At 51.3% G+C, this 19970-nt stretch carries 12 protein-coding genes; all 12 read right to left on the reverse strand.

What is annotated here, in order from left to right:
- Positions 1 to 14: 14 nt before the first annotated feature.
- Positions 15 to 953: an ABC transporter permease gene (locus B1748_RS28060; RefSeq protein ID WP_087571269.1), complete on the reverse strand. Its 939-nt coding sequence runs from the start codon at positions 951 to 953 to the stop codon at positions 15 to 17.
- Between the two features lie 17 nt (positions 954 to 970).
- Positions 971 to 2737, reverse strand: coding sequence for a right-handed parallel beta-helix repeat-containing protein (locus B1748_RS28065; RefSeq protein ID WP_087571270.1), 1767 nt, complete (start codon positions 2735 to 2737; stop codon positions 971 to 973).
- Between the two features lie 224 nt (positions 2738 to 2961).
- The gene (locus tag B1748_RS28070) at positions 2962 to 4482 is read right to left on the reverse strand and encodes a response regulator (RefSeq protein WP_087571271.1); all 1521 of its coding nucleotides are present in this window, start codon (positions 4480 to 4482) and stop codon (positions 2962 to 2964) included.
- Positions 4475 to 6280 (reverse strand): cache domain-containing sensor histidine kinase, encoded by a 1806-nt coding sequence (locus B1748_RS28075; protein ID WP_087571272.1) that lies wholly within the window; start codon positions 6278 to 6280, stop codon positions 4475 to 4477. The genes B1748_RS28070 and B1748_RS28075 overlap by 8 nt, the downstream gene beginning before the upstream one ends.
- Before the next feature lie 180 nt (positions 6281 to 6460).
- A complete protein-coding gene (locus B1748_RS28080) occupies positions 6461 to 8875 on the reverse strand; it encodes a glycosyl hydrolase family 28 protein (protein ID WP_087571273.1) in 2415 nt (804 codons plus the stop codon).
- Between the two features lie 114 nt (positions 8876 to 8989).
- Positions 8990 to 11860 (reverse strand): sensor histidine kinase, encoded by a 2871-nt coding sequence (locus B1748_RS28085; protein WP_087571274.1) that lies wholly within the window; start codon positions 11858 to 11860, stop codon positions 8990 to 8992.
- Positions 11857 to 13209 carry a response regulator gene (locus B1748_RS28090; RefSeq protein WP_087571275.1) on the reverse strand — a complete coding sequence of 451 codons (1353 nt, stop codon included), beginning with the start codon at positions 13207 to 13209 and terminating at the stop codon, positions 11857 to 11859. Before B1748_RS28090 ends, B1748_RS28085 begins: the two co-directional genes overlap by 4 nt.
- A 39-nt stretch (positions 13210 to 13248) precedes the next feature.
- Positions 13249 to 14733 carry a glycosyl hydrolase family 28 protein gene (locus tag B1748_RS28095; RefSeq protein ID WP_179215871.1) on the reverse strand — a complete coding sequence of 495 codons (1485 nt, stop codon included), beginning with the start codon at positions 14731 to 14733 and terminating at the stop codon, positions 13249 to 13251.
- Positions 14734 to 14797: 64 nt separating this feature from the next.
- Positions 14798 to 16282 (reverse strand): glycoside hydrolase family protein, encoded by a 1485-nt coding sequence (locus tag B1748_RS28100; protein WP_087571277.1) that lies wholly within the window; start codon positions 16280 to 16282, stop codon positions 14798 to 14800.
- Between the two features lie 25 nt (positions 16283 to 16307).
- Positions 16308 to 17150: a carbohydrate ABC transporter permease gene (locus B1748_RS28105; RefSeq protein WP_087571278.1), complete on the reverse strand. Its 843-nt coding sequence runs from the start codon at positions 17148 to 17150 to the stop codon at positions 16308 to 16310.
- Position 17151: 1 nt separating this feature from the next.
- Positions 17152 to 18114: a carbohydrate ABC transporter permease gene (locus B1748_RS28110; protein WP_087571279.1), complete on the reverse strand. Its 963-nt coding sequence runs from the start codon at positions 18112 to 18114 to the stop codon at positions 17152 to 17154.
- A gap of 95 nt (positions 18115 to 18209) precedes the next feature.
- Positions 18210 to 19631, reverse strand: a complete 1422-nt coding sequence (locus B1748_RS28115) for an ABC transporter substrate-binding protein (protein ID WP_087571280.1) — start codon at positions 19629 to 19631, stop codon at positions 18210 to 18212.
- Between the last annotated feature and the right edge of the window lie 339 nt (positions 19632 to 19970).

A 19970-nucleotide genomic window follows, 5' to 3' on the forward strand; every position in this document is an offset into this window, starting at 1 on the left:
CGTTGTCCTCCTTTCTAATAAATGCCTTGTCCTCCGATTCGTTTCGCCGTCCAGTTGACGATTACGAGCAAGACGAAATTAATCAGGTTAAGGAATAGTCCGATTGCCGTCGCCACGCTATATTCGCCTTGCGTCAGGCCGATACGGTAGACGTAGGTATCGATGACGTCGCCGCTCTCGTACACCATCGTGTTGTAGAGATTGAATACCTGATCGAACCCCCCGTTCATCATGCTGCCGAAATTCAGGATGAGCAGTATGGATATAATCGGGAGCAGACTCGGAAGCGTGATATGCAAAATTTGCTTGAAACGGTTCGCGCCGTCGACCGTCGCCGCCTCGTACAGATCGGGATTAACGCCTGCCAGCGCGGCCAGATAGATGATCGTACCCCATCCGACCTCCTTCCAGATGCCGGAGAGGACGAGCAGCGGACGAAACATGCCGTTGCTGGTCAGAAAGTTGACGGGATCGCCGCCCAAAGCGATAATCGCTTTGTTGACCAATCCTTCGTTCGATAGCAAGGTGAAAATAATGCCCGCGATCGTCACCCACGAAATGAAATGAGGCAAATAAACAATCGTCTGAATCGATCGCTTGAACAGCCTGTTCCGCACCTCGTTCAGAAGAATCGCCAGTATGATCGGAGCCGGAAAACCGAAGACGAGGCGAAGCAGATTGATTTCGATCGTATTGCGAAATACTTGCCAAAACTTGTCGGTGCGGAACAGCTTCTCGAAATGCTCAAAGCCGACCCACGGGCTGCCAAGAATGCCTTTGGTCACCCAGAAGTCCTTAAACGCGATGGAAGCGCCATAGATCGGGATATAGTGGAAAATAAACAGAAACGCGAGTGACGGCAGCACCATGACGTACAACATTTTGTATTTGAGAATTCGGCGCCATACATCGTTTGGCGCCTTTAGCGGCTGGGCAGTCTTCGAATTGGCCATTTTCGCTTGTATCTCCTTCACCCCATTTCCGTAAATCCGTAATTGCCGCGAATCGTCACTCCGTCCGCCCAATCGGCATCGACCCATATGCGGCTATCCGCAGCTGGCGAGACGGAGATACGGCGATTATGCTCGATGACGACCTCGCGGCAGTGGCTCGCCATGATCGTCCCCTGATACAAGCTGCGGTTCGGCACGCAGTTGGCATCGCCATCCCGATCACTTTTGGGCGGACCCGCGTTAGGGTTGAGCAAGGCATTGCCGCGAATAGCCACCCGCTCGCACGAGGAGACGAAAACCGCTTGCTGAGGGCAATCCACAATGGTATTATGCTCGATCGCGATGTCGCGGAAGATAGGGTAACGGGTTCTGCCTTGCTCCAGATAGACGCCCATGTAGATGACGGCCATGCTCCAATGGTTGACGTCGCAGCTCTCGATCCGGTTGTTCCGTATCCTGAGATTATCGACGCCGAAACCTTCCGCCCAGCGCGCCTCCGCCCCGCATTCGATCTGGATGGCGGGCCCCTGGTTGCGATAGAAGTAATTATGCTCTACCAACCCGTTGGAAGCATGCAGCAATGCTCCCCTAGCCCGGTTATGGTGGAAAAAATTGTGCCGCACGACATAATGCCCCGAATTGTAGCGGCGATTGAATAAAATCGACTTCGCCGACAAGTCGCTCGGCAGGACTTCTCCGAACGTCAGCACGCAGCGCTGTCCGCGCTCATCCCAATCCGCATCGGCAACCGTAGCGGTGACGCCCGTTGGCGATAGATCGGGATGCCGGAACTCCACCGGATCGCCCGGCGCGAAGGGATTGCGCCATGGAAATACGTTACCGATCGCGATGCTCCTGGAGTCCAATCGCTCGAAGTTCTGAACGGAATTATCGTGAATATTAAGGCAATCGTCCCCGTTCCCGCTGAAATCGCAATATTCCATAAGGAACGAGCCGAGCGAGTTGCTGATATGGCAGCCGTCCGCCGTCGCCGAGATGCAGCGTGTCGTGCCGGGCCGCTTCAGGAGGCGGCAACGCGCAAGACCCCAATGATGCTGACCGCCGGTCGCTACGAAGGCGTGACCCGGCGCGCCGTATACCGTCACTTCCTCCAGCTTCAGATGCTCGTTCTCGTGCAGCTCGAATGCGGGGGCGTCATACACGTAATGCCGCACGATGTAGGCCTGACCACGATTCAGGAAGCGGAAGTCCACCGGATCCGGCAGCGCGATGCGCATGATGTTGCCGCGTACCTCCAGCACTTCGCCCAGCACATTCCCGCCGAACTCGCGCCCCCATTCGCAGCCCGGGGTCAGCGTTCGAGGATTCATCGGATTCAGCGTGCGGATGTCCAGCCCCGCTGGAACCGACTCGTATTCGGGGAACGCCAACTCGAACCACGACTTGTCTTCGGACACTCGCTCCACGACGCCGATGCTGGCCAGCGGGCTGAGATCCCAGTCCCAGTCCACCGTCAAGTTGCGAAACTCCATTCGCCGGCAATGCCGGATCGCGATAAACGCTTCAGCCGACCGAAATACGAATTCCGCGCCGCCCCCGTCGAACCGGAAGTCGCTTAATTCCTCGAATACCGGGTGCTGTCCGGCGCCGAACCGGTAGACGCCCGGTTGCACGAGCAACTCGCCGATACCTTCATTCTTGCAATGCTGTATAGCCCTCCGCATCGCGGCGCCGTTGCAATCGCTGTCCGCGCGTACTCCGAATTCCTCCGCACGGGCTTTTCGGCCCGATTCTCCCAAGGGCTTCATGATCGTAATCTCCATAGTTTCCTCCTGTGCGTTTGCGTTGCTTTAGTGGATTAGGGTGTGTATTAAGCTGTTCTATTTGTTTTTATTGTGCCATAGCCCTCGTCGGCATCCCATGTGCTCATAGTGGAAGATCGCTTGTTGTTTGTTACGACAATGCATGACAGGAGCCGTATGCAAAAAAACAACCCCGCTTCTCCGCACAGAGAAGCGAGGTTGTTCCATACTTTATGACAAGGGGGTTAATTTTTTTCCATGTAGCCTTCTTTGATTTCTTTTCGTCGTTTCTTGTGTTGCTTGCAATCGTACGGCGATTGGCCAAGATGCTTCTTGAACAGCTTGCTGAAATGAGCGTAATCGTCGTAGCCCACCATGCGCGCCACTTCGTACAACGAAATATCCTGCTCCAGCAGCGCTTGTGCCGCTTCAAGACGGCGGCGGATCAAATAATGGATAAAGCTTTGCCCCTTCTCTTGCTTGAACAGATGGCTCAAATAATTCGGGCTGATGTAATGCTTGCGGGCAAGCTCTTTCAGCGAAATCCGATGCGCGTACATCAGGTCGACCTCGCGCGCGACATCCTCCACGATGAGCTGGGCATTCGGCTCGCCGTTCTGACGCTGTCGGCGATCTTCCAGCTGCTCCGCCATTTCCTCCAGCAGCTCCTGCGGATTGCCGCAGTGCAGCAGCATGTCCTGCGTGTAAGCCGAATCCGTCAGCTCCGGCTGCAGACGGGAAGTCAGGTGGTCTATCGCCGCCATGAACGAATTGTACAGCTCCGCAAGACCGCTCAGATGAATGCGTCCGGCTTTGATGCCTTCATGCACGTCGATCAGAATCGCCTTCAACTGCTCCGGCTTGGCCGCTTTGGCGATCCGTTCCCTGATTCCCGTCACAGCCCCGTTTACGTCGGACTTATAGCGATGCACGCCCTTTCGGCCTGCCAGTATCGAAGTGTCTGCCATCATCGCGGCTTGATGATAGACGTTGCCGGAACGGCTGGACGTATCGCAGACGGCGCTGAGCCCTACATCCCAACGTTTCGCCTTGACCAGTCGCCTTATCGCCCTGTACAGCCTAACGGCCGAATCCGCTTCCAACTGCACGGCGAGCTCCATCATGTAGCACCACTTGGATGAACTGACTCGGCTTCGGTAGAAGGAGATGCCCTCTCCCTCTAGCAGCTCGTCCAGCGGAGCAAGTCCCTCCAACCCGAGCGGTCCGTACGCCTTCACGCAAGCGAACATGACGCGCGACTGCGGCGCGAAGGCCGGTCTGAAGTCAACCAGCCCTTCCAGCAGGCGAACGATCGGCAGATCCTTCCCGATCCCTTCCAGGAACAACATCGCCTGCTCGGCTACCTGTCGTCCGCTGCGTTCCCGCTCCCGCTCCGCCAGACGTCGCTTGCATCTATCCAGCGTGTCCAGCAGTTCCGCTTCGTTGACTGGCTTCAGCAGGTAGCTGAAGCAGCCCTGCTCCAGCGCCTGCTTGGCGTAAGCGAATTCGCCGTAAGCGCTCATGAACACCACCAGCGTATCCGGCGAAGCGCGATTCGCGAAGCGAAGCAGATCCAGGCCGCTTTTGCCCGGCATGCGAATGTCGCTGACCAACACGTCGATGCGTTGGCGCCTTAATATGCTCTCGGCGGCCACCGCGTCGTTCGCTTTGCCTGCCAGCCGGAAGCCTGCCTCTTCCCAGTCGATAATTTGCTCCATATCCTTCAGAATCCAATGCTCGTCGTCTACCAACAGCAAGTTATGCATGATTGTGGTCCTCCCCGTTGCGATGCGGTATGGTGATGGTTACGACCGTGCCCCGCCCTTCCCAGCTCTTGATGGATAGTCCGTATGGTTCGCCGTAATAAATGCGTACCCGACTGTGAATATTCTCCAATCCAATGCCTTGTCCGAGATGCTCCCTCTCCGGCGGCTCATCGATAAGGCCAGCCAGATGCTCGCGCACCCGCCTCAGCTTCTCTTCGCTCATGCCCATGCCGTTGTCCATGACCATGATGCGCAGATCGCCGCCCTCCGTCTTGCCGGCCTGCACGCGGATCAGCCAGCGCCCGCTTTTCCCTTCCAGGCCGTGGAACAACGCATTTTCTACAAGCGGCTGAAGGATCAACTTGACGATGGCATGTCCCTTGAGCCCCGGCTCCATCTCCGTCCGGAATTGGAGCCGCTTCCCGAAGCGAATGCGTTGAATCGCGATGTACGTATCCAGATGCTCCAGCTCCTTGAACAGCAGGACGTAATCCTCGGTGCGCGTGATGTAGCGAAAATAGGACACCAGATGATCGATCGCCGAAGCAACCTCCTTCTTGGCTCCGGACATCGACATCCCCCGAATGGAATGCAGCACATTGTACAGGAAATGCGAATTGATCTGGCTCTGCAGCCCGCTCAGACGGAAAAGCTGCTTCTCCATTTCCGTATCGTGCAGTTGCTTCTGGGACAGCAGCAGATGGTCCGTCAGCCGCTTGATCTGGTCAAGCATATTGTTGTAATGATCTTGAATGACGGTAATTTCGTTGCGATACCCGAACCTCAGCACGGCGTCGAAGTTGCCGCTGGCCGCCCGGTCGAACGCATCGGCCATCTTCGTGATGGGATGGGTAAGCCGAATATTGAAGGAAACCACGACCAAGACGACGACCGCGATCAGAATGACAACGACGCCAACAAGCGTATATTGGATGAATGTCGCCTTCTCCAGCAGCTTGTCCTTGTTGATTAGCGCGACGAAGGTCCAGTCCAGTCCGTCAAACGGAATGATCTGGTACAGGTAGTCTACATCGTCCAAACGGACAGGCCTTACTTCTTTGGTCGGCTGCTCCCTCAGCAGCGGGGCGAGCTCGGCAATGCCTGTTTTGCCGGAAGTGGCTCCTACAATCTCGCCATGTCCATTCACGATAAAAAGGCTGGCCTTGTTGTCCATATTCGCCGTCTGCAAGGCATGCCTGATCCATTCGATATCCAGCAGCATCACTCCGATATACAGCTGATCCAGATACCGCGTCTGCTGAATAGACTTAATCTGTCGGAATGCAAGCATGCCCGGTCTCCCGTCCTGCATCTCGAAGAGCGGCGAATATTGAATCCTCGTCGTTACCGCCCCTTCCAGCTGCTTATTGCGAATATGCGTCATCATGGCAGCCGTGATAATGCCCCCTTCCGATACCGTGCGGAATGTATCCGCGTTCACCATTGCCAACGACTTGATTGTCGACTCCAGCGACATGTAGCTGTTCAGATTGCGCAGCAGCGTGTCCGATTCCTGCCAGCTCCGATTGGCGATCATGATTTGCTGCACGTTCCGGTTGTAGAAGATCGATCTGGACAGCTGGTCCATTCGTCCGAAATATTCGTCAAGACGGTCGTTTGTCTGATTGACGATCTGTCCGATGCTGTCGAGCGCGTTTTGCTTCATCATATGTACATATGACAAATAGCCCATTGTCCCTAACAGGAGAATGGGCAAGACCGCAAGGCAAATATTCGTGATGATCATCCGATAGCTCAATGGGTACTTTTTCGTGTAGGATAAAATCTGCCTGAACATGAGCACCTCCGTCGATGCCTGACGATGCGGGGTTTATATGTCCCTACATAATCTCACACTCCGGCAGAAACATCCATGTCATTTCATTGGAAAAAAGCTTGTCGTTTGTTACGATAATACGCCTGCTTCTGCCGACTCCTAACGAAGAGCCTCCAGCATTGCTGCTGGAGGCTCTCTTCGTTATGAATACGTAATATCCGGACTCCAAATCGTCGTATCGTATCCGTTGTTTCCGTTTTTGTTCAAAAGGAAGTAGATGTTGTCGCCCGCGGCAACTGTTATGCTCACATCATGGTATACGCCGCTAAGATCGTCATGCGCTATATACTGATAACCGCTTGCCGGCCATACTTGCGTGCCGTTTTTCATTATCTTGACGAGTACGCCGTCTCCGCCAGCCCCAGCTTTCTTCACGTTCCCGGAAATACGAATCGTTCCGGACATCGGCGCCATCCAAACTCTCGCTGTGTCGTTTGTATCCGGGTGCATAGCACTTCCGTTCCATATCGTATTGTATGTGTACGAGCCGCGCCATTGCTTGTCAACTGAATGCCACGCCATATCGCTGTAGCCTGCGCCGTTCCATTGCTGGTATTTCCAATTCCAAGCGCCTTGATAAGTCTGGAAATCAGTCGTCGCATTGTATGTCGGACGATATGAAACAGCTGCATCCCAGACAGTTGTATCGTAACCGCTGTTGCCGTTCTGATTCACAATGAAATAAACATGATCGCCAGCGGCCACATTGACGATAGGTCCATGGATTAAACCACTGTTATCGTTGTAAGCGACTGTATGCCATCCGCTGCTAGGCCATAGCTGGGTATTGTTTTTCATAATCTTAACCCGTACGCCGTCCCCGCCGGTTATATCCCATTTGAAGACGCGCCCTTTAATTTGAACGGTTCCCGCCTTCGGCGCTTTCCATGCTTTCACGGCATCGTTGGTATCAGGATGGATGAAGAACGGACTCCACATGCCTCCGTATGCATACGCCCCCCTCCACTTCTTCGAACCCACGTCCCACGTCATATCGGAATATGCGCTTCCGTTCCATTCCTTGTAAGACCATTGATTCTCCCCTTGAATGGGGGTATATCCGAGAACAGCGGAATATTCGTCGGTCGCCGCATGAAAAAACACATTTTTGACGTACGGGTTGAGATCGAAATGGCGGTCGCCCAGGCTTGTCACTGGCTGCCCGCCGATGGTAACGTTTTCAAAGCGAATGTTACTAATCTGCTTTTGGTAGCCATAGCCATGGAGCCGTATTTCTTTGTTGCCAGTACCTTTGACTGTAACATTGCGGAACGTGACGCCGGATATATACCCCGGCCAAGTCTGATTGCCTTGAATGGAGCCGAACCAGAAGCTATCCTCGAACGATTGGTTTATGAGGCGTTCGCATTGTTCTACACGAATATTCTCGTACAGAATGTTTCTGAACTGCGTCCCGTGCAGCGATGTAATGCCAAACACTGCACGCTCGTTCAGCTGCCCAGGATACGTCTTATCGTCAAAGCTGTACAAAACGTCGATGTTCTTGTATTGGATGTTATCGTAATAAGCCGCTTGCGTCTCAGCGCCAAGCGTAAATACATTATTGGCGTCGCTCCAGAATTGGCTGTTCTGTATCGTGATATTGTAATTCGGCGCACCGAAGGCTGGATTGGCCTCAGGACCGCCTACGCCGCCTTTAATAGCGATACAATCGTCGGCCGTTCGGAAGAATACATTATTATAAGTAATATCATGTGAATTAATAATATTCAGCCCATCTGTACTAGCATAGGTCGGACTGACTACTTTATAACCGCTCACCGTTACGTTATTGCTTAATGCGATTTTGCCCGACCAACTGCTCGCTCGGCGGTTTACTATAATATCTCGAAGTACGATGTTACTGCTATTCTCGATAAACATCGGACTGTCCCAATAACCGTCGGCCGTGCGCCAGTTCATGGTCAGGATGCCTCTGCCGCGAATGACGGCGCCGCTGGCGGAGTGGACGACGACGCGTCCGTTGACGACCGCACCGCCTGCAATATACAACGTCTTCCCGCTGCCTACATTGATTTGCTCATTCGGCGTATTGCGCAAATCGTGGTATCCCGGACCGAAATAGATAACGTTCGGATCCGTCGGACTCGGGATGTCCATCTCCGGAGCATTGCCGAACAAATGCAATACTCTTCCTTGGTAGTTCCCGTCCAGAACAAGCGTTACGTTCGTCGGCCCAGAGAGCGCAAACGTAATCGTGTTGCCCGTCCTCGTCGAGGCCAGTCCCAACGATTCGGGGGCTAGCTTGTAGGACGCGAAAGGAATATTAACGGTTACCGACACCGATACGGTACCAGTGAAATCGAAATAACCAAATGATACCGTATTGTTCCAGCCGTTCTTGTCGCCATACAAATCGACATTGCTCGCATCTACCGAAACAGCAAAGTCGTAGGACCGGGATGCGCCGCTCGGCGCGGCGTATGTCGTAACCGTGCCCGCTGCCTGTACAGTGGTGCCGAAATCCAAACCTGTCCATAAGATTACAACGCAAATTATTGCTTTTAATGAAGCGACTACCGCTTGTTTTACCATGATACCACCGCCTCCTATAGTGTGCAGACTAATTGTTCTAAGCACTATATTACAAAATCAGGCGGTATTGAATAGGAGGTTTTTCTTTGGATTCATTCACTTCTATTTAGGAATTTAAAACGGAAGTCTTATCGTTATCGTCGTTCCTAAGAACTCTTCGCTTTCGACCGTCAATTCAAGCCGCTCTCCGTAATAAATGCGCAGCCGTTGATAGACGTTGACAAGCCCTACACCGCTCGAACGTGCCGATATGCCTTTGACTGGCTCAAGGGTCATTGGCTCCGAGTCCATCCTTAGCAAATCTCTTACCTTCTTCAGTTCTTCATCGCTCATGCCAATTCCGTTATCCGATACGACGATTACTAACCGTTCGTCTGCCACTTCGGCGCTTATGCTGATTATCCCGTTCTCATATAGGTCATCAATTCCATGCTGAAGCGCATTCTCAATAATCGGCTGCAAAATGAACTTCAGAACCGATGCTGCCAGAGCCGCTTCGTCCAGCTTCCAAACAACGGCGAACTTGTTTTGAAACCGCAGCTCTTGTATCGTCAAGTAGTTGCGGACGTGCTCGATCTCTTCACTGAGCGGTACTACTTCATTGCCGGTATTAATCGTAAAACGAAATATTTTGGCTAAAGAGTGCACCATCGTGCTTACCTCTGTAGCGCCATACTGCCGCGCCCGCATATTGATAGCTTCCAATGTGTTATACAGAAAATGAGGATTGATCTGCTGCTGCAGCATGCCGAGCTCGGCTTTCATCCTTGAAGTGACCAAATCCTTCTCACGGATCTGCTTGTTGATGTTCTCTTCCATCAATTCATGGATCTGCCCCAGCATCTGGTTAAAGCTCACGACAAGTCGGCCGATCTCATCCCGCGGACCCGTTCTATGCTCAGGCCCGAGAGGCAGCACCTCTTCCTTCTCAACCGCATGCTTCAACCGTTCAATCGGTTTGATCAGCAGGGACGAGACATTCCACATCGCAGCTAAAATAATAAGGAAGATCAGGACGATGAGCACTATAAACCGTTGGAACATGCTGTTAATCTTCAAATAAATATCATCGATTGTCATAAAGACGTAGGTTGACCAGTCCATGCTGCCGATCTCGCGATGCACGATAACCTGATTGCTGCCTTCGACCTGATCAATCCCTACCTTCTCCATATCCCGCACATTCCCGCTCCACCTCTCGCTAGCCGCTTCCTTGAAGCCCTCGGATGATGTATTCGAATAAATGAATTGGCCGGAATGATCCAGCATAACAAAGCTCTGCTTCCGGTCCGACGTCACATAGGAGAACGCGTCTTCCTTCAAGACGACCTGAAGGTAAGCGTCCGTTGTCTTGCCCGTTTGCAGTGACGGAACGGACAGCTTCTTAATCAGCATCATGGAAGGATGGCCATATACGTCTTCAAGCCCGGTAACCCATACGATCTGCTCCGGATTCAAGCTGCTGAGCAGATCGGGGTCGATCGCAGACAGCTTGAATAAGGTCAAATTATTGTAGAAGGCCGACGAATAGCGTGCAACTCCTCCGACATCGTATAAGACGAAATAGGAGAGATCGCTTAGTCCTGGGTAGCTGGCCACCGTAAAATCTTCAATGTTTTCCTTATACGAATACGGTGAAGTTAAATTCGTCAACCGGCTATCCGTAGACAAACGATTCGTCAGATTCTCGTACCGTTCCATCCGGTCGCGCAGCTCCACGACAAGATGGTTCGACGATTCAACCGATAAATCTACCGCTTTATTGAAAACATAGCTATACATCATAAACAAATGCATGCCGACTGCAATTACGACTGGAATAAGGACGGAGGACAGAAGGAGCAGCAATATTTTGCCCCTTATCGTAAATTTCGAAAGCCACCCTTCCGTAAACCGATCCTCGGGAATGACGCTCTGGAAATTGAGATCATTCCCTTTCTTCCATACCATTCTGGCCAGCATCTGGAACGGATACATAATCCAATTAGCCAGCTTGAACGCAATCCCAAATCCAATCAGCAGTGTACATGCAAAAAAAGCAAGGTAAGCGTAAATATAGTTCTGTCCCCACATCGAATCATTTTTTTCACGTTCAAAAAAGACGATATGAAGTCCATAAGGGGATATCGGCATCGTCCTTACTTTATATTCTCCATCAAGCTGCTGCTCCCACTCGGCTAGTCCGCTTTCCATTCGCTGCGCGACCATCTTCATAGCGTCGCCGTTCGGCACATTCGACCATAACGTCTGCCAATTCTCGTCCATTACGGCGACATAACCCTCCCATAGACTCGTCGTAGGGAGCTCAGCTGTAAAGATGCGTTCATCAAGGACAATGACGGACAATACGTTCAAATAATTAACGCCGTTATTGATAATCAGATGGCCTTCAATTCGCTTGAAGAACGAATCAAGGCGCTGCCGCTCATCCTCCGTGACACGACCCTTGTTCGCCTCGATCATGTCCGTGAACATACCCGGCGGAATGTACGTTGGCATGCCGTAATATCGGGTGAACGAATCAAGCAGGCCCGATCTTCTCAGTTCGTCGATCCATGGAATTTCACTACCCGGAATGAACGTACTGTCGATGAATGACTTGCCAAAGTTTTGCTGGTTAATATTTTCACCTATAAAATAAATCTGATCGACAGAGCCCGGCGGCAAATGAAGCTGTTCAAGACGCGAATTTAGCTCGTTCCTAGCCAATACTTCCTCCTCATGCGGGCGAAGGCTTAAGAACGAGCGAGCGTAATTCATGAAATCGAGCGATTCAATCTGCAGCGACAAGGAGTTCATCTCGCCCAGCTTAGATGCGATCTGACTCTCTACATGCTTAGATAGATTTTGCTCGGAGGCGCGCCGAATTTCGGAGCCGACATCCCTCGTATTCCAATAACTGATGCCGACGAACGCGATTTCGGACACCAAGGTCAGCAGAACGGCGATTAAGACGAGACGGTTGCGGTGATAACGAAATCTCATAATCCAACGTCCGTATCGCCTAAGGCATACGCGGCGTTGCGGTATTCGTTCGGTGATTGTTTGGCGTATTTTTTGAATACCAGCGTAAAGTATCTCGGATTCTCGTAACCTACCATTTCCCCGATCTCGTGCACTTTATAGTTGGTCGACTTTAATAGGCTGATCGCCTTCTCGATTCTGAATTCCGTCAAATAATCAATATACTTCTGTCCGGTGAGTTCTTTGAACAGATAGCTTAAATAGCTAGCGTTCAAATGGACATGTTTGGCTACGTCGTCCAACGTGATAGTCCGATCATAATGATGTTCGATGAAATGTTTTGCCTCTTGAATGAGACGTTTGGAGTTCATCTGCCCCATATCCTTGCGAGCCGCCGCTTCTTGGCAAGCTGGCTCTTCTCGTTCATGGCTGCTGTTGCGTTCATTCATCGAAGAAAACGAACGTTCTGCCTCCCGGTATGATACCCGAATATGCCCTGTACCGCTTACAATCGGGCCTACGGAATACGCCGCGTGGGACTTAAACAGTCCGCGAAACCGCTTTAGACCGTCCAGCAGGCGGTCGAGCTCGCCTGCCAACCCGTCCTGGCTTCCCTTAAGCGCAGCTAAGGCCGACGGATCGGTAACAATGAGCGAACATTGCCCATCTTGATCAACATAATGATACCCAAGCCCTCTCTCGTCCCACAGATCCCGCAGCAAATTATCCAAGGTAAATAAAATTAAGTTCCAATCCTTATCCCCCACGCCCGCCGGCCTTTCCGGATAGGCGGTAAAGCGCAGCAAGCATACCGCATATTCCCCGTTCTCTTCCAGCATCACTTCTGCCGAAACGCTCTCGAGCTCGATGTCATCTGCCGTCATCTCTCTCTGAAGAATATCCCGGAGAAACTTTTTGCGCAGATGCCGGGCGGACAGCTTCGCTTGTCGCTCAAGCGCGGCCGTCCTTGCCTGCTGCTCTTTCTCCTCGCCGATGAGATGAACAACCTTTTTCAATACTTTCTCATACTCCGTGAAATCGAGCGGCTTCAGCAAATAATCCAGCGCCCCAAGCTTCATACTTGCCTTAGCGTATTCAAAATCGTCATAACCCGATAAAATGATTATTTTGGTATGCGGATATCGGGAAGCTACTTTTTCCGCTAATTCCAAGCCATCCATAAGAGGCATCCGTATGTCCGTCACTACGATGTCCACCGGATCGCTTGCCAAAGCTTTCAACGCAAAGAGACCGTTCTCGCATTCTTCCGACACCTCGATTCGGAGTGCCGAATAGTCCACGCTTCGAAGTCCTTGCCTAATCTCATATTCATCGTCAACGATCATGAGCTTGTACCGTTCGCCGGCCATTCGCTAGTCCCCCCCTCTGACGACAACCATTTTACTCCATTATATATTAGAGGAACCGGAACTAATCAACTGCAAGTTGCTGGTGAATGCATTGATTCGGAGGTTTGCATCCTTTATCCGCTCAATAGATGTTCGATCCGCGAACAGCCCTTCGATGCGAATATTCTCGACCAGATGGTCCGCATCGAAGCCGTGGAACAGTGAAGGCACGCCTTGCGGAACATGGATGTTGCGGAATAGAATATTCCGGATTCGGCCCGGATCTCTGTCAACAGACCAACGGTCCTTGAAGATAAGGCAAACCATCGCATACTGCCGTTCATCCTCAATCCTAATCTGTTCGAACCGCACGTTCTCTATCGTGCCGGAATCTCCGACGATAATGCACAGAGATCCCAGCTCTTCCGTCCAAGTCGCCACGCTGTGCACGATATCGCAATCCTCGAAGACGACGTCGCGAATATCGGTTCGCGTCTCGCCTGTAATGCCGAAGCAGCGAACCTTGTCGTTCCACACCGTGCATCTGCGAACCGTAATATCTCTTCCGCCGATTGCGGGAGGCGCGGCCATCGCTTTCACCACCACGGCGTCATCCCCGGTACGGATCAGGCAGTCCTCGACGGTTACGCCTTGGCAGTTTACGATATCAATCCCATCGCTATTCTCTCTATAGCCGATTAACGTCATATCGGTTACGAAGCAATCGCTCGACTTTGACAGATGAATGGTCCAATGCGACGTTCCGACGATCGTCAATCCCTCGATATAAACGCCGCTGCTCTCATGAATGAACATCGCCTTGCGGGCATGCCAATCGAGCCTGGACATGTCGATAATGCCCCGCCCTCGTATCCGAATGTCCTTGCCTCCGTCTGTGACGATGAAATCACGGTACACCTTCTTCTTCGCCCAGTCGCTCTCGACGAGCGGAATCTCATTCTCGGGAACGAACACCTGCAGCACGGCCCCTCCCGACACATAAAGCGTCTGTCCTTGGGTCAACTCCATACAGCTCACTTGGTGCAAGCCCGGTCCATAATAGATGACGCCGGAATCGCCTTCAACCGGAATATCCCGCTCTTCGGCATGCACCGTTATGAATAATGGTCGTTCTTCATCGTCGTTCGTCTCCACGATCAACTTGCAAGGACCGTTAATCGGGATATGAACTTCACGATCCAACACTTCCGGCTGAATGCCTCGAGAGGCCGGCCGAACACACGCGCTTTGCACCTTCCTTGCGCTTCGAGCAACAAGCGTAATGCCGGCAGGTTCGCCTGCAAAGGACAATGAAGCGAACGAAGCCGGGCCTCCGTTTGTAACAGGAACAGCATATACGGGAACCTCATGCCCGCACACCGACAACTGCCAATCCCGTGACAATACCAGTCCGTCTGGATCGGCACCGAACGCATCCTCGCCTTGCAGCCGAAGCCGATCTTCGCTCACCGCGTAAGAAATTCCCGCCGGAGCTGCATCTATACAAATTGCCGTACCATTCTCACGTATAATTGTACTGCTCATCCCCATCACTCCTCTTCTTCCGATCGCAATTCCAGTCCATCCACCATAAGCCTATGGCTGCCTCCTATTTCACTTTCCAATTTTCCGTATACGCGTTCACCGTAAAATGCGGATCGTTTGGGTCTTTTATTTTCTTTCCGTTGATTCTGATATTGTCGAACGTGATATCCGACAGGAGACGATCTTTACTCCAGCCATTCAATTTAATTTCGTTCGTTCCATCCGAATAAGACGTAATATTTTTGTATCGAATGCCGCTAATCGACCCCGGCCAAGCCCAATTCCCTTGAATCGCGCCGAAATAGAACGACGTGTCCATCTGAACGTTAATAAGCCTCTTCGCCTTTTCAACCCGAATGTCTTCGAACGTTATATCCTTAAATTCCGTGCCGTGCAGCGCGAATATATTGATCGCAGAACGATCTGGAAGCACATCCGGATGATCGCGATCGTCGTAGTTATAGAGCACGTCTATATTTTGAAAGGTAATGTCTTTGAAATAAGCGGCGACCGTCTCGGCTCCGATCCCGATCGCGTTATTGGCGTCTGACCATAGCTGCGAGTTTTTATAGGTAATGTTGTACACTGGCAACGCTTTGGCCGGATCTTCTTCATGCGACAACCCCTTAATGGCTATCGAGTCGTCGGCGGAATGGATAAAGGAACCGTCGAAGACGATATCGTGGCTGCTTATAATATTGAACCCGTCCGAGCTTGCGAACCTTGGGCTAACCGCTTTATAGTTCAACACTTGCACATCGCTGCTTCCGTACAGCGACGATGTCCAGCTGTTCGTGTCGCGGTTCACAATGATATCCCTTATCGTCGAATGAGTAATGTGATTCAACGATAAAGCAATGTCATCGTATTCATCCTTGCTTCTATAGTCGTTTAGCAGAATGCCTCTGCCTCTTATGGTCACATTCGTCGCATTATCCGCCCGAAAACGCCCCCTCACCACCGCTCCTCCGCTAATGTACAGCGTCTGGCCCGAGCCGATCATCGTCGGCGCCGTGCCGTATCCGCTTAAATCATGGAAGCCTGGAGCAAAGTAGATGACGTTCGGGTCGGAAGGATCGGGGATATCCGTCTCCGGCGACTCGGCGAACAAATGCAGCACCCTGCCCTGATAGTTTCCGTCGAGCACTAATGTAACGTTGGCAGGACCGTCAAGAGAAAAGGATATGGTGTCTCCATCCCGTTTTCCCTTAAGCCCAAGCGATCTTGGGACCAGTTCATACGTGTCGTACTCAAAGTTCGGAGTAATTTTAATGGTAGTGCTGCCTGGCATATCGAAATAACCGTAAGAGACCGGGTTGTTCCAGCTGTTATTGCCGCCGTTGTACAAATCGATATCGATCTCCCCCGCTTCCACCGTATAGTCGGACGAGCGGTAATTAGCAGGCAGTTCGGCCGGCGCCGCATACGACACAACAGGAAGTTCCTTGACGTCTGGCTGCGTACAGCCTGCAAGCACCAGAATAAAAGCCACCATGAATAATGGAAGCATCAGACTTCCTATCTCCAATCTCTTCTTTGTTCCTCCCATTCCAGTCCCTCCATTCTTCTTTCCGTTACCCCTTGATGGCTGAAGAAACGACACCTTCAACCAAGTAACGCTGCCCCAAAAAGAACACGATGATGATCGGCAAAACGAATAGGATGAGCCCCGCGCTCTGCACTTGCGTCATCGTAATCTCCTTCTGCCCGGGAAATACGTAGCCAATCGAGAACAAGGCGGTCGCGAGCGGATACTTATCATTTTGTAGAAACATAAACGGTGTAATGTAATCATTCCCCCACGACCCGTTGAAGGCGAGAATGGATACAGTTGCAATAACGGGCAGCGAGATGGGCAGAAATATGTTCCAGAAAATACGGAAGGTTGAGCAGCCGTCAATACGGGCCGCCTCTTCGAGATCTTTCGGGAAAGCCGCAAAAAACTGCCGGTACAAAAAGATGCTGAACGCGCTCCCGCCGAGCGCCCAAAACAGCCATGGCCAAAAGGTATTAATGAAGCCGAGCTTGAAAAATATGACGTACGTCGGAATCTGTGTAACGATGCCCGGCAGCATCATCGTAGAGAGCATCAGCAGGAACAGTACGTTTTTCCCTGGAGCCCGAAGCCTTGCAAAGCCGTAGCCTACTAAGGCGCTTGTAATCGTAGGAATCGCGACGGAAATGGCCGTAATGATAATCGAATTTTTGGCATAACCCCAATAATCGATAAAGGTTACGGCGTACTTGTAATTAACGAGGCGCAAGCTGGTCGGCCAGAACGTGGATGCCGAACCTACGATCTGCAAGGAATTGGTCACAAGCCAATACAGAGGGATAACGAATAGGATGGATAGTAGGACAAGCAGCATGTAGATAACGACTCTGAACAGCTTATTTTGCACGCCTGCATTCACCATCTTATTTCCCCCCCTGATCGACTTCGTAGAATACCCACAGCTTGCTTGTAGAGAACACCACGACCGTTAGCGCTAAAATCATAATGAAAAGCACCCACAGTAGTGCAAGTCCGTAACCAAATCGGCCATAGGCAAATATTTGCTGAAAAGCATGCACCGAATACACGTAATTGGGACGGATCGGCGTGGATAGCAAGCTGTTCGAATTAGCGGCGAGCAGAATAGGCTGTACGAAAATTTGCAAGGAACCGATAATGCTCATAATGAATTGAAAAAACAATACCGGAGTAACGAGCGGAATGGTGATTTTTGCAAAGCGCTGCACCGTCGTCGCGCCATCGATGGCCGCCGCCTCGTACAAGTCTTTCGATACGCCCTTCAGCCCTGCCAAATAAATCAGAATGCCGCCTCCCACACCCCACAGAAGCATAATGAAAAGCGGATAGATTGCGTAATCGTACCCCAACCAATCGACGGGCTGCAGTCCGAGCTGCAACAGCAGATTGTTGATGACGCCGTCTTCTACGAATAAGGATCTCCACATCGTCCCGACTGCCACGACGGGGATAATGGAAGGGATAAAAAACAGCGTACGATAAATACCGATACCCTTTATGTTCTGGTTCAGCAATACTGCGAGCAGAAATCCAAGCACAATACTCGCCGGTACCATGATTACCGTAAAGAAGATCGTGCGCCCCAGCGAATACATCGCATCATTATCGGTAAACACTTTTCGATAGTTGTCGAACCCGACATATACAAGCCGGTCCATGTTGAAGCCCGCATAGTTAGTGAAGCTGAGATACAAACCATATAACAGAGGAATAAGGCCAAGCAAAATAAAAACAATGAACCATGGCGAGATGAATACGTAAAACTCCAGCGCTTCCTTGAAGCTTCGACTGCGGAAGCGCTTGGATCCATAAGATGCAGACTTGCCTGTTTGAGCCGGCTGATTCAAGTTAAGCCCCCCTTGCTTTGCGTAACTAATAACGAATTCGAAGTATAAAAAAGGCTGCCGGAGACGTATCTGCTCCGACAACCCTATAGCGTGCTTTACTCTGGGCTGACGAGTTGCTTACCTTCGCTAATGAGCGTGTTCAACTCTTCGGTCATTTTTTGCGTTGCGCCATCGATCGAATCTTTGTCGAAGTATACGGGAGTAAAGTATTTCTCGAAAATCGAATTTACGGCCTGATAGTTCAAATATGGATTGTAAGGCAGACTGCCGTCCGTATATTTCAGTTCGTTTTGGATAAAATCGTAATTCATCTTGTCGAATTCCGTCGATTGCGGAAGCATCTCCGCAAGCGTCTGCGTCCCCGGCAAACCGTATCCCGCTTTCGCGCGATCTTCCGCGGGCTTGCCTCCGAAGAACCACTCGAACACTTCCCATGCCTCTTTCGGATGCTTCGTGTTTTTGTAAATGATCGCTCCTGTTCCCGCTCCGGTTGGCGAGATCCGCTTGCCGCCTTCCATCGTCGGCGCTGGAGCTACGCCAAAATCGCCTAACCGGTCTTTGGTCAGCTCGTTTGTCTTCAAAAACCCGGAGAACCAGTAACCCGCAATAATGATCGCCGCTTTGTCATCGACGAACAGCTGTCCGCCCCAATCCGTTTCTTGATGCAACGGGCTAGGACCAACTCCGGATTTCGCCGTATCTACCCAGAACTGAAGCAAGTCCTTCATCTGCGGAGTCGTTAAGTCCGCTTGGCCAAAATCGTCGCTGTACATGCTGCCACCTTGCTGAAGCAGTTGCAGATTAATTAAATCCTGATTCGCAATGGTACCGCCATTAAAATACACAAGACCGTATTGACTTACTTTGTTACCGTTCTTAACGGTAAGGTTCTGCCCCAATTCAACGAGTTGCTTCCACGTCATCGCCTCCGTACTGCTAGGTACAGGTACGCCCGCCTCTTCGAACATCTTTTTGTTGTAATAGATCGTATAGTCAGGCGACCAGTCCTTCGGAAAACCATACAATGCGCCGCTTCCATGCTCTCCCGTAATGGTGTCGTATTTGAATTGGTTGACCACGGGAAGGAAGTCCTCCGTCTTGAACACGCTGCTTGTATTGAAATTGGACGTCAGGTCAAGCGCCATTCCTTTCAGAACATAACCAGGCAGCTCAGTGACGGAGTTCGTTCGAATGATATCCGGTCCGTTTCCAGCCGCCATCATCGCCATCAGCTTGTTGTAATCCGCTGACACGATCTCTACCTTGATGTGAGGATGCGTCTTCTCGAATTCCGCAACCATCTCGCTCGTGAATTCGCTGTCATACATCGTATGCCTAATGACGACCGGCTTGCCTCCTGCAACTGGCTTCTCGGATACGTCGCCTGCGTTTGCATTTTCGGAAGAAGCTGCGTTCTTCTCGGGAGCGTTATTGCTATTCGTATTACCTGCACATGCGCTAAGCATTCCGGATAGTACTAACAAGGATAAACAAGCCGTCCACAACGTTTTTTTCATTTGAATCCCCCTAGAAGTGATAAATCGTAGCGCGCTCTACTTCTCAAATTATAGAATTGATGCCTGCCGGCAACAACGTTGTATATCTTTTGATTCGTTCTTATTTATTTAGAAGTTGCTCTGTTGCTCAAAGGTGCAAAATCCGAATCATAACAAATAAGCCTGCTCGCGGAATGATGCTCCGTAAGCAGACTTATTTCAATAGGGATTACTATCGTTTGCCGGAGAACGGCATCGCATTCGGCTGGAATCAGATGCATCAAGCAATGAGAGGGCGCGGCCATTCGCCTGAACGGCATTGCAACGAAAAACGGCGACAACCAAGGATGTGTAGCGAAA

This window comes from Paenibacillus sp. MY03 (assembly GCF_002165585.1).
Classification (GTDB): Bacteria; Bacillota; Bacilli; order Paenibacillales; family Paenibacillaceae; genus Pristimantibacillus; species Pristimantibacillus agaridevorans.